Genomic DNA, 14,852 nt, shown 5'->3' on the forward strand with positions numbered 1-14,852 from the left:
TTCATAGTCATCTCACAGGCCGGGCTGTGCGCAGGCGATTGTCATGCGCATGATCCAACGATCCATGCTTGATCCAACGCACTGGTCTGCGACGGCCCTCGCGTACGCGGGAGCCGCACCCCCCATTTCACGGCGGCGCGCCTCCCGTGCCGCCGGAACACCAACGCAACAGATTGGAGCACCATGGCTGGTGGGCTGCTTCTGGGTGGCGCGATCGCCGCCCTGTTCGCCTCAGCGTTCCCGGCGCAGGACCCGTCCTCCGGGTTCGTCGACCCGCCCCCGGACAAGATCATCATCAAGGTCGCCACGGTGAACGGCTCCGGCTGTCCCCAGGGGACAGCCGCGGTCGCCGTCTCACCGGACAACACGGCCTTCACGGTGACCTACAGCGACTACCTCGCCCAGGTCGGAGGCAACTCCGACCCCACCGCGTTCCGCAAGAACTGCCAGCTCAACCTGATCGTCCACGTCCCCCAGGGCTTCACCTACGCCATCGCCAGCGCGGACTACCGCGGCTTCGCCGCACTCCAGTCGGGGGCGAGCAGCACGGAGAAGGCCTCGTACTACTTCCAGGGCTCCCCGAACACGGCCGCCATCACCCACCCCTTCCGCGGCCCCTACAACGACAACTGGCAGGCCACGGACAGCACGGACTGGGCCCAACTGGTCTGGGCCCCCTGCGGCGTCGAACGCAACTTCAACATCAACACCGAACTGCGCGTCAGTGCCGGCACCTCCGCTCCCGGCAGCACGAGCTTCATGACCATGGACTCGACGGACGGTGACATCAGTACCGTCTACCACCTGGCCTGGAAGGAGTGCCCCAGCTCCTGACCCGCACCGCGGGAGCTGAGCTCGCCCTGACCGGCTCTGCCGCACCGGAGCCGGTCGGGGACGGGGCCATACGGAAGGGAACGGCGCTACGGAAGCAGCTTGTCGAGTGCGGCGGGCCCCTCTTCGGCCAGCTTGCGCTCGGCCCAGGCCAGGCTCCGGGGAGTGATGTCACGACCCGTGACGAGCACCAGATCCTCGGCGGTCACCGCGCCGCCGGCGCCGGTGTGCAGCAGGGCGTCGGGGGTTGTCGTGTCATCGGACGGAGAGGGTGAATCGGGCTGACTTATTGGCATGGTCTCTCCTTGCTCCAGACGCACGTCCGTGGACGGACCTCGTACCGTCCACGCTACGGGCATTCCCCACAGCCCGCGCGACGCATACGCCACAGACTTGCAGCTCAGCGATGCGCCGCTCGGCGAAGGGCCCCGTTCGGGCGCACAGAAATGTCGGCCTTCGGCCACGGAGGCGATGGTGGAGGCACTCGCAACCGTGCGAATGATGGGAGCTTGCTATGCGTATCCGCCTGATGGTCGCCGCCGGACTGGCGAGCGTGGCCGTTGTGGCCGGCGCGGGGGTCGCCGCCGCCGCGGACCCCGAACCGATCGGCGTCGCCGAGAACAGTCCCGGCGTCCTGTCCGGCAATGTCATCCAGATCCCCGTCGACGTCGGTCTCAACCTCTGCGGCAATTCCATCGACCTGGTGGGCCTGCTGAACCCGGCCGTCGGCAACATGTGCGTGAGCGATTGACCGGTCGGCGATTCGCTCGTCGTACCCGGTGAGCGGTTCGTCCGAGGGCACGGCTGATCCGGGCCGTGAGGTCCGGATCAGCCGTCTCCGGCTCGAGAACGCCACCACGAGAACGTCCAGGTCGGCCCGCGCGGGCCGACCTGGACGCCATGATCAGACGAGTCGGACGAGAAGGATCTCGACTCAGACGAGGTCGAACCGGTCGAGGTTCGACACCTTGACCCACGCCGCGACGAAGTCGTTCACGAACTTCTCCTTCGCGTCATCGCTCGCGTAGACCTCCGCGAGCGCGCGCAGCTCGGAGTTCGAGCCGAAGACGAGGTCGGCACGGGTGCCGGTCCACTTGACCTTGCCCGTGGCGTCGTCGCGACCCTCGAACGTGTTCTGGTCCTCGGACGTCGCCGACCACGTCGTGCCCAGGTCGAGCAGGTTGGCGAAGAAGTCGTTGGTCAGCGACCCGGGGGTCGTGGTGAGGACGCCGAGCGACGACTGCTGGTAGTTCGCGCCCAGGACGCGGAGGCCACCGACGAGGACCGTCAGCTCGGGGGCGCTCAGGTTCAGCAGGTTCGCCTTGTCGAGCAGCAGGTACTCGGCCGGCAGCCGGTTGCCCTTCCCGAGGTAGTTGCGGAACCCGTCGGCGGTCGGCTCGAGCGCGGCGAACGACTCCACGTCGGTCTGCTCCTGCGAGGCGTCCACGCGGCCCGGCGTGAAGGGGACCTCGACGGCGAAACCGGCGTCCTTGGCGGCCTGCTCGACGGCGGCAGCACCGGCGAGCACGATCAGGTCGGCGAGCGAGACCTGCTTGCCGCCGGTCTGGGCGGCGTTGAAGGACTCCTGGATGCCCTCCAGGGTGCGCAGCACCGTGGCCAGCCGGTCGGGCTCGTTGACCTCCCAGCCGCTCTGCGGCTGGAGGCGGATGCGCGCACCGTTGGCGCCGCCGCGCTTGTCGCTGCCGCGGAAGGACGAGGCCGACGCCCACGCGACGGACACCAGCTGGGACACCGACAGGTCCGAGGCGAGGACCTGGCTCTTGAGAGAGGCGATGTCCTCGGCCGAGATGAGCTCGTGCGTCACCGCGGGGAGCGGGTCCTGCCACAGCAGCGTCTCGGACGGGACCTCGGGGCCGAGGTAGCGCACGACCGGGCCCATGTCGCGGTGGGTCAGCTTGAACCACGCGCGGGCGAAGGCGTCGGCGAACTGGTCGGGGTTCTCGAAGAAGCGGCGCGAGATCTGCTCGTAGGCCGGGTCGAACCGGAGCGAGAGGTCGGTCGTCAGCATCGTCGGGGCCTTGCTCTTCGACGCGTCGTGGGCGTCGGGGATGGTGCCCGCACCGGCACCGTCCTTCGCCACCCACTGGTGTGCGCCGGCGGGGCTCGACGTCAGCTCCCACTCGTAACCGAACAGGTTCTGGAAGAAGCCGTTGCTCCACTGGGTCGGCGTGCTGGTCCACGTGACCTCGAGGCCACTGGTGATCGCGTCGCCACCCTTGCCGGTGCCGTAGGTGCTCTTCCAGCCGAGGCCCTGCTGCTCGATCGAAGCGGCCTCGGGCTCGGCGCCGACGTGGTCCGCCGGGCCCGCGCCGTGGGTCTTGCCGAAGGTGTGGCCGCCCGCGATGAGGGCGACGGTCTCCTCGTCGTTCATCGCCATCCGGCGGAACGTCTCACGGATGTCGCGGGCCGCGGCGAGCGGGTCCGGGTTGCCGTTCGGGCCCTCCGGGTTGACGTAGATGAGGCCCATCTGGACCGCGCCGAGAGGGTTCTCCAGCTCACGGTCGCCGGTGTAGCGCTCGTCGTCGAGCCAGACCTTCTCGGGACCCCAGTAGACGTCCTCGTCGGGCTCCCAGACGTCCGGGCGCCCGCCGCCGAAGCCGAAGGTCTCGAAGCCCATCGACTCCAGGGCGACGTTGCCGGCGAGGATCATGAGGTCGGCCCAGGAGAGGCTCTGGCCGTACTTCTTCTTGACCGGCCACAGCAGACGGCGGGCCTTGTCGAGGTTGCCGTTGTCCGGCCAGCTGTTGAGGGGGGCGAAGCGCTGCTGACCGGCGCCGCCACCGCCGCGGCCGTCGCTGATGCGGTAGGTGCCCGCGCTGTGCCAGGCCATCCGGATCATGAACGGGCCGTAGTGGCCGAAGTCGGCGGGCCACCAGTCCTGCGAGGTCGTGAGCACCTCGGCGATGTCCTGCTTGACGGCCGGGAGGTCGAGGGTCTTGAACGCCGCGGCGTAGTCGAAGTCCTCACCGAGGGGGTTGGCCACGGCGGGGTTCTTGGCGAGGATCTTCAGGTTCAGCCGCTCCGGCCACCACTGGCGGTTTCCGCCGCCCTGCGTCGGGTGCGCGGCGCGCCCGTGCGCGACGGGGCAGCCACCTCCGCCCTCCGCTTTCGCGTCTACGACGTTTGCATCTTGGTTGTCAGACATGGGAATCCTTCCGGACGGGGCGGATCATGGTGCTCAGGAACTGCGGGCGGTGGCGGTGGAACAGTCGGGGCTGTCGGTGCTCAAGAACTGCGGGCGGTGGAACGGTCGGGGCACAGGCCCCGGTGGAGGACCTCGGCCTCGTCGGTCGAGAAGCCGTGGTCGTCGGACACGGTCGGGCAGGGGGCCGGTTCGATACGGCGTACGAGTCCCGTCGCGGTGGCCGCGTGGATGGCCTCACGCACGACTCGAGGAGCGCGACGCGGGTGGCCGTCACCCACAGGCCGGCACCGCGCAGCGTCTCGGCGGTGGTCCCGTCACGTCTCTGTCTCCTGCCGTACTGGAGTCTTCTTGTCTCTTGGCTATCGCCAGAACTGATCCTACGATGGACAGAGTCCAAGTCAAGAAGCGCGCCAAGCCCGCATCCAATCGGAACCCGGACATCCACCGGTAAACTCCGGGTATCCCACCGAACGTGAATAGGTGAACCGATATGAGTGACCTGCTGGAGCGACTGCGAGGGCGCGGCTGGCGCATGACCTCCCAGCGGCGTGTCGTTGCGGAGGTCCTCGACGGCGAGCACGTGCATCTCACAGCCGACGAGGTGCACGCCCGCGCGGCACAGCGGCTGCCCGAGATCTCCCGGGCGACCGTCTACAACGCCCTGGGCGAGCTGGTCTCCCTCGGTGAGGTCATAGAGGTCTCCACCGACGGCCGCGCCAAGCGCTACGACCCCAACGCACACCACCCGCACCAGCACCTGGTGTGCTCCAACTGCGGCACCATCCGGGATGTCCACCCGACCGGCAATCCGCTGGCCGACCTCCCGGCGGAGGAGCGGTTCGGCTTCGCGGTGTCCGAGGCCGAGGTCACCTACCGCGGGCTGTGCCCATCCTGCGCCTAGGCTCATCTCCGCTTCGCCAGCCCGCCAGGTTGTCCCACGATGTCGCACCCGCACAGCCTGACGGCCGCGTGCTGCCCGGGACAGGATCCGGGCGGCGCGTCATGTCACGACAGGGCAAACGTTGCCTGACGCGGCGCTAGGCGCGGTCACAGGGGTGCGGGGGGCCGCAGGGGCAACTGGTGTTTTCTGGACGGCGAGTTGACGGCCGACGTCCATTCATTGGTCTGTACATGACCATCGGTAGGGGTCAGACTGTGCGCCGAACGCGCCACCGCACCCCCCACCGAGGAGTCCACTCTCATGCGCATCCCCGCCTGGCAACGTTGTCATGCGCTCCTGGCCGGTCTCGTCACGCTCGCCACGGCCGCGGTCCTGTCCGTCTCCGCCACCGCGCCCGCCGCGGCCGCCGACACCTGGAACGAGGTGGGCTCCGACCGCGCCGATCCGCTCACCGAGAGCCAGGGCCTGACCTCGGTCGAGGTCCCGGCCGGAAGTCCGAACCGCTACACCGGGATCGGCACGATCCCCTCCGGCGTCAGCGGCCGCGGCTGGAACCACGTCGGCGACCCGGACGCCTCCTACGACGGCTATTACATCGAGCCATACCAGAGCGACTCGGGCAGCTCCAAGATGTTCCGCGTACAGGCGCCGGGCGGCGGCTGGTCGGAGTACGTCCACGCGCTGAGCGCCGGAGAAGCGCTGAACAACTCCTTCGTCACGATCACTCCGGGCCGTACGTGGATGGTGTCGGGCGAGTACGGCACGATGAACCGGCTGCTGGTCTTCCCGACCCCCGGGGTGAACACCAGCACCTCGCCGTCGGCGAACCTCCCGCAGGCGTCCACCATCAACCTCGACCACGCCGTACGCGACGTACAGGGCTGCGACTTCGTCACCGCGACACAGCTGCTGTGCTCGTCCGACGACCCGGCCGGCACGCTCTTCGGCATCACCAAGCCGCTGCTCCAGATCGACCTGTCCGGAGAGCCGAACGGCACGGCGGACGTGTCCGGCCACGTCACGGCCTTGCGCCAGCTCCCGCTGCGCAGCTCCTGCTCCGGCACCTTCGAGGCCGAGGGCATCGACTACGACCGGCGCACCGGAACCCTGCGTGTGATCGTCGTGTCGCCGGGCTTCTGTGTCCTGACCGACAGCAAGACCTACCGGTTGACCAGGAGCTGAGCGTGCGCACCCCCGGCACGGCACGGGGGATCGACAGAGGCGTAGGCGCCTGACGTGGGTGGGTCTAAGGTCGTAAGGAGAACCACAACGATTGGGGGCGGCCGACAGTGGTGCAGGACGAGGCCGTGATCGGCTGCACGGGGGAGCTGCTTGTCGGCACGCGCGGAGCAGCCGGTCCCGGCGAGATCCTCGTGCGGGTAAGAGGCGGATCCGAGACGTTCCTCGCCTGGTCGCAGGAGCCCCTGCCGATAGGGGCCACTGTGCTTGTGATCGAATCCCGGGGATGTCGCGAGGTCGACGTCATCGAGTGGACCGATCCGTTGGACGCGTTGGGCGGGATTACCGCCGACGCCGGTTAAGGAGTACAAGGATGTTCGGTTACCGCGTTCCCGCTCCCGATGAGGCGATGTTGATCTCGGGTGGCAGGCGGGGACTGGGGGGCGCGCCGTTCCGAGTGGTGACGGGGCACGGCAAGTTCGTGCTCCCCGTCTTCCGCAAGACCCGCTTCCTCACGCTGTCGATGTGCGAGGCCGAGGTCACCGAGACCTGTGTGACCAAGCAGGGCATCGCGCTGCACGTCCGCGCAGTCATCGCGTTCAAGGTCGGCAACGACACCGAGAGCATCATCAACGCGGGGCAGCGGTTCCTTTCCGACCAGGATCAGATGTCGGTGCTGACCGGGCGGATCTTCGCCGGTCATCTGCGCGCCATCATCGGCTCGATGACGGTCGAGGAGATCGTCACCGAGCGGCAGAAGCTCGCCGCGGAGGTCCTGGACACCTCGAAGACCGAGATGGCGAAGATCGGCCTGATCGTGGACTCGCTGCAGATCCAGTCGATCGACGACGGCGACGTCGGCTACATCGACGCCATGTCGGCCCCGCACAAGGCGGCCATCCAGCGGCAGGCCCAGATCGCGCAGGCCCAGGCCACCCAGGCCTCGGTCGAGGCGGAGCAGGTGGCCGCGCGCAACCAGGCCGAGTACGCCCGGCAGACCGCGATCGTGAAGGCGGAGTACTCGGCCGAGGTGGACCGCGCGCAGGCGCAGGCCGCCCAGGCCGGACCGCTGGCGCAGGCCCACGCGCAGCAGGAGGTGCTCGCCGCGCAGACTGAACTGGCCCAGCGTGCGGCCAAGTTGCGCCAGCAGCAGCTGGTCGCCGAGATCGTGAAGCCCGCCGAGGCGGAGGCCGAGCGGATCAAGGTGCTCGCCGTCGCCGAGGCGGATCGCATGAGGATCCAGGCGGCGGCCGCGGCCTCGCACGACCGGGTCGCACTCGACCGGATGCTGATCGACCAGCTCCCGCTGATCGTGAAGGAGGCCGCGGGTGGCCTCGCCGGCGCCAATGTCAACGTCCTGAACGGCGCGGACGGCCTGGGCGAGATCGCCGCCGGTCTGGTCGCCCAGGGTCTGACGATCCTGGATTCGGTCCGGCAGAACCTGAACGGGCAGAACTCGGACGGCAGCCCCGAGAAGAAGGGCGGCCTGCTGGAGTTGCAGGGGTACGTGCGTACGCCGGAAAAGGAGACCAAGGAGACCGACGAGGACGAGCCGAAGGCCGGCCGCGTCGACCTCGACTGAACATCGGGCAGGCCGTCCAGCCGCCCGCGCTGGACGGCCTGCCCTGACGTCCGCGTCCTGCAACATGTGTCACCGCGGCGTGAGGTCGGCCGCCGTCCCTGCCCGGACGGCGGCAATCGCCCCGCCGTACAGCCCAACGAGCCTGGAATCGGCGGCAGTTGATTCCGGTGCCGCGACAGGGCATCGTCTGACGGCACCCTGGCCGTCGTTCACCAGCGCTGCGGTTCGCTGCCCACGATCGGCACCGACGGCTTGCCGTCCACTCCTTCCGGGACGTCTCCGGCGAGCATCACGCGGTGCATGACCCGGGGGTGGTCGACGTGGGCCGTGTCGCTGGGCGCCAGATGGATCGTCGCCCGGTTGTCCCAGAAGGCCACGCTGCCCGGTTCCCACCGGAACCGGACCGTGTACTCGGGCCGGGTCGCCTGTCCCAGCAGCATCTCCAACAGCGGCCCGCTCTCCATACGGGACAGCCCCAGGATCTGCTCGACGTAGTAGCCGTTGACGAACAGCACACGCTCACCCGTCTCCGGGTGCACCCGTACCAGCGGATGCTCGGAGGCCGTCTGATGGTCCAGCAGATGGCGTACGTACGCGTCGTCGCCGGGCCGTGCCTGGTACCCGACACCCAGCCGGTGCTCCGCACGCAGACCGTCGACGAAGTCCCGTACGGGCTGCGAAAGCCCCGCGTAGGCCGCCGCCAGGTTGGACCAGGTCGTGTCACCACCGTACGGCGGCACGGTCTCCGCACGCAGGATCGTCGCGGCCGGCGGATCGACCCGGGCGCCGTGGTCGCAGTGCCACCCCCGCAGCAGCGAATGACGACGCCGTCGCAGCCACTCGCCGTGGTCCATGCCGTAACGGCCGCCGAGTTCCAGCCGGTCGGCCGTCGTCTCGACCTCGGGGAAGTCCCGGGGCGACGCGCTGCCGCGCGACGGGAGGCGGACCGGTTCGCCGAACCGCCGGGCGAACGCGACATGGGAGGAGTGATCCAGCCGCTGTTCCCGGAAGAACACCACCTTCCAGCGCAACACCGCCGCCCGGATCTTGGCGACGACCGCGTCCGCCAGGTGCTCGGCCAGGTCGACTCCCGTGATCTCGGCGCCGATATGACCGGCGACCGGCTTCACTTCGACACCTGTGACCTGGTCGTCCGTCGTCATGAGTGCTCCGTTGATCGATCTTTCGGCTCGTCGGGTCCAGCATGAACGTTCTGCCCGGCGCGCGACAGAGCGCCACCGCCGTCCGGGCCGTGGGTGACACGGATCTTGGACTGACCGTGTGGCAGCTCCTCCCAGTCGGTCATGAAGCGGGCTGTCAGACCGTGCTTCTCGGCCAGGGCGACGAGGGTCTCGGTGCGGTAGTAGAAGTCCTCCCGCAGGACTTGGTGCTCCTTGCCCTCGGTGCGGTCGAAGGTGAAGTCGAACCAGCCGCCGGGCGCCAGTACCCGGCCGACGTTGGCCAGGCACTCCTCGATGACGGGGAGCGGGGAGTGGGAGAAGACGCTGTGCGCGTGCACCACGTCGAAGTGGGCCTCGGGCAGGAAGCGCAGCGTCAGGTCGCGGACCGGGGTGAGCGTGGGGAGCCGCTTCTGCAAGCCCATGCGCACCATCGTGTCCTGCGCGGCGGCGAGAATGTCGGGTGAGATGTCGATGCCGTAGTAGTGCCCCGGTTCCAGGTGCCGGATGAACCGCCAGCCCGCCCGCAGATTGCCGCACCCGATCTCCAGCATCCGGTGCTCGGGGCGCAGGCCGTGCCCGAGCAGGTAGTCGAACTGCAGGGCTCCCAGCGCCAGCCACCGCTCGTGGTCGCGGCTGCCGACCGCCGCGTCCGGATCGGCGCGGGTGTCGGACCGCATCACCGCGCGGTAGTACGCGATGTGGTCCGGCCAGTGGTGGCGCAGCCACGCGTCCCGGGTGGCACGGACCAGATGGCGCGGCACCCGCTCGGGATGGCGCAGCGCGTAGGCGACGCGGTGCCCGAGGGCGGCCCGGTTGACGGTGACGTTCTTGGCAGGCACGCGGTTTCGTCCTCCTCGTTCGGTGCGGACACGGCGGTCGGGCCGCCGCGCCTCGCGGGTCTCGATCTCAGCCTCGGTGCGTGAACGGGAGCCCGAGGTGGCTGACCGGCCCTGATGCGGGGGAAGTTCGGGGGATGCCGGTATCAACCGATCGGATGTTGCGCTGCCGCGTCGGGCACGTTGGACTGGCGTCGAGGAGAGGCCGGGTGGGGCGATGAGGAGGCGATCGGTGCGGCAGGGAGAACGGTCGGATGGGGCGTGCGTCCTGTGATGGCGGTGATCGGGCGTCGGTACCCGGTGGAGGGTGAGCGTGACGATCCGGACGGGCGCTGGCTGGCGGCGGTCATGCACGGCGCGTTCTTCGTGCTGCTGGGTTCCTCGCTCGCCCGCTTCCTGACACGTGACCAGGGCGACCTGCGCACCGCCTGGGTCCTCGCGCTGTTCGCCCTCTTCTGGCTGCTCTACGTCCTCGGACGGCTGCTGGCCCCCGCGCCGCGACCGGGCGGCAGCCCGACCGCCCGGCACCTGGCCTGGCTGGGCTCGGTGTCGGCCGTCTGGATCGTCCTGCTCGCCCTGGCGCCGAGCGCCACCTGGTGCGCCATGCCGCTGCTGTTCGCCGGACTGCACGCGCTGCCCGCGCGGATCGCGGTGCCGGTGGTGGCAGCGCTCACCGCGCTGGTCGTCGCCTCCGAGGTGCGGGTGTCACACGGCATGCTCAACCCCAACATGGTGGTCGCCCCACCGGCCATCGCCGCGGTCGCCACCGCGGTGCTGGTCCATCTCCAGCGCCAGGCGGCCCGGCAGCGCGTCCTCATCGACGACCTGGTCCGCACCCGACGCGATCTGGCCGCGACCGAGCGGCGGGCGGGCATCCTCGCGGAGCGACAGAGACTGTCCACGGAGATCCACGACACCCTCGCCCAAAGCCTGTCCAGCCAGCAGATGCTGCTGCAGGCCGCCGGCCGCGTCTGGCAGACGGACCCGGAGGCGGCCCGCGCGCACCTGCGGGACGCGGCCGAAATTACCTCCCGCAGTCTCGTCGAGGCCCGCCGCTTCGTGCACGACCTGGCCCCGGCCGACCTCGCCGAGCGCACCCTGGCCGAGGCGCTGCGCGCGCTCGCCGACCGTGAGAGCGGTGCCGGGCTCACGGTGGCCTTCCGGCTCGACGGCACCCCGGGGCCGCTGCCGGAGCGGGCGGAGGCGGCGCTGCTGCGCATCGCGCAGGGCGCGCTGGCCAACGTACGCGAGCACGCCGCGGCGACGCGGGCCGCGCTGACTTTGACCTGCCTGGACGATCAGATCTCCCTGGACATCGCCGACAACGGCCGCGGGTTCGACCCGACCGGCCTGCCCGCCCCCGCAGCGGGCCGGTCGCGCGGGCACGGGCTCCCGGCCATGCGGATCCGGGCACGCCAGTCCGGCGGCGCCCTCACCGTGGAATCCACACCGGGCGAGGGCACCGTCGTATCGGCGGCCCTACCCCTCGCCCCGCTCCTCCCCAACATCCCGACGGAGACCACCCCGTGAGCTCACTGGAGCACCCCTCGCCGATCCGGCTGCTGCTCTGCGACGACCACGCCATGGTGCGGGCCGGACTGCGCGCGCTGCTGTCCAGCACCGACGGCATCGAGGTGGTAGGCGAGGCGGGCAGCGGCGAGGAGGCCCTCGCCGTGGCCGCCCGCGTGCGGCCCGACGTCGTGTTGATGGACCTTCAGCTCGGCGAGGGCATGGACGGCGTGACGGCCACCCGGCAGCTGTCGTCAAGTGGTGGGGAAGGGACGGGCGCGGCCGGACCGCGTGTCCTGGTGCTCACCATGTTCGACACGGACGCCGACATCTCCCGCGCCATCGAGGCCGGGGCCACCGGCTACCTGCTCAAGGCGGAACGGCCGGAGGAGCTGTTCGCGGCGATCCGCCAAGCCGCATCCGGCCGCACCGCGCTGTCGGCCCCGGTCGCCGACCGGGTGTTGGCCCAGATGCGCAGCCCGCGCCCCGCCCTGTCCGAGCGCGAGCGTGACATCCTCGAGCAGTTGGCGCGCGGCCTGGGCAACCGGGAGATCGCCCGGACCCTGTTCATCAGCGAGGCCACGGTCAAAACCCACCTGGGACGGATCTACGCCAAGCTGGGGGTGGACACCCGAGCGGGCGCGGTGGCGGTCGCCAAGGAGCAGCGGCTGCTGCCGTGACCCAGGGTCCCCGCCCGCGGTATGTTCCGGTGGCCGGCGGCCGCGCCGTCAGTCGTTGCCGCTGGACGGTCCGAAGAACTCGATCTCGGCGATGGAGACCTGCCCCGCAGGAGGCCCTCGCCCTGGCCCGCGAAGAACTGCGCGTCGCGCAGGTGTGGAACACACCGCGACTCGTGGGCCGGGCCATGCGGGCGCTCGCCACGGCGACCGGAGGGCGACGCGGCCTCGAACTGGCCGACACGGCCGTACACATGCTGCGGGACGCGGCGGCGGACACGGAGCTGATCCCGGCCCTCATCGCGCAGGGGCGGCAACTGGCCGCGGCGGGGGACCGGGCGCAGGCCCGCGACGCACTGAGGGAGGCGGCCGAGCGCGCCGAACGGCTCGGCGCGGTGTGCGTCCTCGCGGAGCTCCACGACGTTGACGTCGTATCCCACGTTCCGCAGCGCGATGGCGGTGGACAGTCCACCGATCCCGCCGCCCACGATGAGAACACTGCCTCGGCTCATTTCCACCACCCGGGTTCGTCCGCTTGGGCCCGGTGCAGGAGTGCATGAGGCCGATGGGTGGCGAACGTAATGTCCGCCCCGGCAGATGGGAAGCAGGCGGAAACGCACGGTTGGCTTGCGCCTCCATCACCTTGCCCAATCGGCTGGAATGCTCTCTCGAAAACAGCGGCTGCATGCGTGAGTTCTTCATTTCAGGAGCTTTCGGAAGGTCGGATTTCGTCACTTGCCGTACAAGCTGTGAGCTGTGGTTTTGCAGGGGGCGGGTGGCCGCCCTGGTGAAGTGCGCGACGGAAATCCCGTATCCCCCGGGAGTTGATGTCGGGTTTCCCTGGTGCACTGGCTACCCGCTGGCTCGCGGGCGCTGACACGGCTCACAATAGGGCGATGCAATCATCCGAAGTGCGCCGCACCGCACAGGAGAACACCGTGGCGCCCTCAACTCTCGACATGCTCGACCTGAAAATGCTGCAGGCACTGGAACTCGACGGGCGGGCACCGTTCAGCCGGATCGCCCAGGTCCTGGGAGTCTCCGACCAGACCGTCGCCCGCCGGTTCAGGCGACTGCGCACCACCGCGCACCTGCGGGTGACCGGCATGATCGATGACAGGCGTCTGGGCCGCACCAGTTGGATCGTGCGGCTCGGCTGCAGCCACAACGCCGCAGCCCAACTGGCCGCCACCCTCGCCGCGCGGTCCGACACCCACTACGTCGACCTGGCCGAGGGCGGCACCGAGGTGGTGTGCGCCATCAAGCCGCGAAGCCGGCAGGAACGCGACGACCTGCTCCTCGACCGACTCCAGCGCAGCCCGCACGTCACCTCGGTCAGTGCCCACTGCATCCTGCACGCCTACTACGGCAACTCCCTGAGATGGCTGCGGAAGATCAGCGCCCTAGAGCCGGACGAGGAAGCCGCACTGCGCACCCCGGCGCCCGCACCCACGACGGCGCCGGTCACTGTGGACGCCGCCGACCAGAGCATGCTGGAGGTGCTGCGGCGAGACGGCCGGGCCACGCTCACGGAACTTCAGGCGGCCACCGGCCTGTCCGAGACCGCCGTCAAAAGACGTCTGGAGCGGCTGCGCTCAACGGGCGTGCTGTACCTCGCGGTCGAATACGATCACGAGCCGCTCGGGCAGGGTGTGGAAACGCTGTGCTGGCTGACCGTCGCTCCGCACGCCCTGGCCGGGGCCGGACGCGCCGTCGCGGCCCACCCGGAGGTGCGGTTCGCCGCCGCCGTCACCGGGCGGACCAACCTGGTCGTCTCGGCGCTCTGCCGCACCACCGACGACCTCTACACCTTCGTGAGCGAGAAGCTCGGCGCCCTGCCCGACGTCCACACCGCGGAAACCGTCCTGACGCTGCGACGAGTCAAGACCCTCACCCACGAACCCCAGCCCCATACGTGGTGAGCCGCCCGTCCGGGTCGTGGAACCTCGACGGGTTGGCCGGGTCCCGCAGCATGCCCCGCGCCACGGGCTGCGCGCCCACCAGCCGCAGCACCTTCTCATCTGCGGGCGTGACGTCCTTCAGCCGGGTACGGATCGACACCCCCGAAGGACCGGGCGCGACAAACGGCGCCGCAAACGTCCGCAGCCCACCCATCCCCACACCCCCCTCACGCGGCCCTCGAAAACCCGGTCATCACACCCACGAGCGCCATCCGAAAAGGTCATGCATTCGACAAGCGAACTCCTCTTCCCACGCTGGAAGGGCAGCGCCCAGCCCCCGACCGGGAGCGTCAGCGCTCACTCATACACGCCAGAACACACTCGTACTCAGTCAAGCCCCAGCAGTTCCCAACCCTTCGCACGGGAGACGCGGCATCCACACGGGGTGTGCTCCGCCGCACCCACGCGGCCGGCCCCACTCCCTGCCGGAAGCCGCGCGCGACGCCGAAAATGAGGCGGGTGAGCGGGTCCCGCCCGCCATCCGCAGAGGGGTGGGACCCGTTCACTCAGGTATGACTCAACTCTGGTGGTCACGCAGGGCGGTGAGAGCCCGGTCGGCGTGTGTGCTCATCCGCAGTTCGCTGCGGACCACCTCCAAGACGGTGTGGTCCTGCGCTATGACGAAAGTGACGCGCTTCGTGGGCGCCAAGGAGAAACCGCGCTTCACGCCGAACCGCTCACGGACGGTTCCGTCGGCATCGGACAGCAGCGGGAATCCGAGCGTGTGGCGCCCGGCGAACTCCTGCTGCCGGTCGACCGCATCACCACTGATCCCCACCGGCCGCGCACCGGCCGCGGCGAACTCGGCGGCCAGATCACGGAAGTGGCAGGCCTCGGCCGTGCAGCCGGGGCTCAGGGCGGCGGGATAGAAGAACAGCACCACCGGCCCGTCACCGAGCAGTTCGGACAAGCGCCGACTCACCCCGGTCTCGTCCGGCAGCGCGAAGTCCTCGACCTTGTCGCCCACCTCGACCCGCCCCGTCATGACCGGCCCTCCCCGTCCCGGGCGTCACCGCTCGCGCGTGGCGT

Annotated in this window: 14 protein-coding genes and 3 pseudogenes; 10 read left to right on the top strand and 7 right to left on the bottom strand. The window is 69.9% G+C overall.

Features of this window, described 5'->3' with window-relative positions; all coding sequences use genetic code 11:
* Positions 1-183 precede the first annotated feature (183 nt).
* Positions 184-834 carry a DUF4360 domain-containing protein gene (locus ACZ4WS_RS26520; RefSeq protein ID WP_467984068.1) on the top strand — a complete coding sequence of 217 codons (651 nt, stop codon included), beginning with the start codon at positions 184-186 and terminating at the stop codon, positions 832-834.
* 86 nt (positions 835-920) lie between these two features.
* Here ACZ4WS_RS26520 and ACZ4WS_RS26525 read toward each other — a convergent pair whose 3' ends face one another.
* Entirely contained in the window at positions 921-1,127 is a 207-nt protein-coding gene (locus tag ACZ4WS_RS26525) for a hypothetical protein (protein ID WP_467984070.1), read from the bottom strand.
* Between the two features lie 218 nt (positions 1,128-1,345).
* Here ACZ4WS_RS26525 and ACZ4WS_RS26530 point away from each other — a divergent pair, with 218 nt between their 5' ends.
* Positions 1,346-1,582, top strand: coding sequence for a chaplin (locus ACZ4WS_RS26530; protein WP_467984072.1), 237 nt, complete (start codon positions 1,346-1,348; stop codon positions 1,580-1,582).
* Positions 1,583-1,765: 183 nt separating this feature from the next.
* Here ACZ4WS_RS26530 and katG read toward each other — a convergent pair whose 3' ends face one another.
* Complete coding sequence (gene katG, locus ACZ4WS_RS26535; protein ID WP_467984074.1) at positions 1,766-3,997, bottom strand: catalase/peroxidase HPI; 2,232 nt, start codon at positions 3,995-3,997, stop codon at positions 1,766-1,768.
* Positions 3,998-4,077: 80 nt separating this feature from the next.
* Positions 4,078-4,292 (bottom strand): annotated as a pseudogene (locus ACZ4WS_RS26540) (hypothetical protein).
* 195 nt (positions 4,293-4,487) lie between these two features.
* On the opposite strand from ACZ4WS_RS26540, the gene ACZ4WS_RS26545 reads away from it, so the two are divergent.
* The 4 genes from ACZ4WS_RS26545 to ACZ4WS_RS26560 all read left to right on the top strand — a co-directional run bounded on the left by ACZ4WS_RS26545 (position 4,488) and on the right by ACZ4WS_RS26560 (position 7,659).
* Positions 4,488-4,898, top strand: a complete 411-nt coding sequence (locus tag ACZ4WS_RS26545) for a Fur family transcriptional regulator (RefSeq protein ID WP_467984075.1) — start codon at positions 4,488-4,490, stop codon at positions 4,896-4,898.
* A 300-nt stretch (positions 4,899-5,198) separates the two neighbouring features.
* Positions 5,199-6,080 carry a hypothetical protein gene (locus tag ACZ4WS_RS26550; RefSeq protein ID WP_467984077.1) on the top strand — a complete coding sequence of 294 codons (882 nt, stop codon included), beginning with the start codon at positions 5,199-5,201 and terminating at the stop codon, positions 6,078-6,080.
* A 107-nt stretch (positions 6,081-6,187) separates the two neighbouring features.
* Positions 6,188-6,439, top strand: a complete 252-nt coding sequence (locus tag ACZ4WS_RS26555) for a hypothetical protein (RefSeq protein WP_467984079.1) — start codon at positions 6,188-6,190, stop codon at positions 6,437-6,439.
* An 11-nt stretch (positions 6,440-6,450) separates the two neighbouring features.
* Positions 6,451-7,659, top strand: coding sequence for an SPFH domain-containing protein (locus tag ACZ4WS_RS26560; RefSeq protein WP_467984081.1), 1,209 nt, complete (start codon positions 6,451-6,453; stop codon positions 7,657-7,659).
* A 209-nt stretch (positions 7,660-7,868) separates the two neighbouring features.
* Here the strand turns inward: ACZ4WS_RS26560 and ACZ4WS_RS26565 are convergent, their stop codons facing one another.
* Together ACZ4WS_RS26565 and ACZ4WS_RS26570 are read right to left on the bottom strand one after the other, a co-directional pair.
* Complete coding sequence (locus ACZ4WS_RS26565) at positions 7,869-8,822, bottom strand: TauD/TfdA dioxygenase family protein (RefSeq protein WP_467984083.1); 954 nt, start codon at positions 8,820-8,822, stop codon at positions 7,869-7,871.
* Positions 8,819-9,679: a class I SAM-dependent methyltransferase gene (locus tag ACZ4WS_RS26570; RefSeq protein ID WP_467984084.1), complete on the bottom strand. Its 861-nt coding sequence runs from the start codon at positions 9,677-9,679 to the stop codon at positions 8,819-8,821. Before ACZ4WS_RS26570 ends, ACZ4WS_RS26565 begins: the two co-directional genes overlap by 4 nt.
* Positions 9,680-9,949: 270 nt before the next feature.
* Here ACZ4WS_RS26570 and ACZ4WS_RS26575 point away from each other — a divergent pair, with 270 nt between their 5' ends.
* The 3 genes and pseudogenes from ACZ4WS_RS26575 to ACZ4WS_RS26585 form a co-directional block, all read left to right on the top strand.
* Complete coding sequence (locus ACZ4WS_RS26575) at positions 9,950-11,206, top strand: sensor histidine kinase (protein WP_467984498.1); 1,257 nt, start codon at positions 9,950-9,952, stop codon at positions 11,204-11,206.
* Positions 11,207-11,259: 53 nt separating this feature from the next.
* Positions 11,260-11,865, top strand: a complete 606-nt coding sequence (locus ACZ4WS_RS26580; RefSeq protein WP_467984500.1) for a response regulator — start codon at positions 11,260-11,262, stop codon at positions 11,863-11,865.
* A 104-nt stretch (positions 11,866-11,969) separates the two neighbouring features.
* A pseudogene (locus ACZ4WS_RS26585) lies at positions 11,970-12,260 on the top strand (helix-turn-helix transcriptional regulator); the annotation flags it as partial.
* 45 nt (positions 12,261-12,305) lie between these two features.
* Here the strand turns inward: ACZ4WS_RS26585 and ACZ4WS_RS26590 are convergent.
* Positions 12,306-12,374: pseudogene (locus ACZ4WS_RS26590) on the bottom strand (hypothetical protein); the annotation flags it as partial.
* Between the two features lie 384 nt (positions 12,375-12,758).
* Here ACZ4WS_RS26590 and ACZ4WS_RS26595 point away from each other — a divergent pair.
* Positions 12,759-13,784, top strand: a complete 1,026-nt coding sequence (locus ACZ4WS_RS26595; protein WP_467984085.1) for an Lrp/AsnC family transcriptional regulator — start codon at positions 12,759-12,761, stop codon at positions 13,782-13,784.
* Between the two features lie 556 nt (positions 13,785-14,340).
* On the opposite strand, the gene ACZ4WS_RS26600 is transcribed toward ACZ4WS_RS26595, so the two are convergent.
* Complete coding sequence (locus ACZ4WS_RS26600; RefSeq protein WP_467984087.1) at positions 14,341-14,808, bottom strand: peroxiredoxin; 468 nt, start codon at positions 14,806-14,808, stop codon at positions 14,341-14,343.
* Between the last annotated feature and the right edge of the window lie 44 nt (positions 14,809-14,852).

Source organism: Streptomyces sp. NPDC029292 (assembly GCF_055569295.1).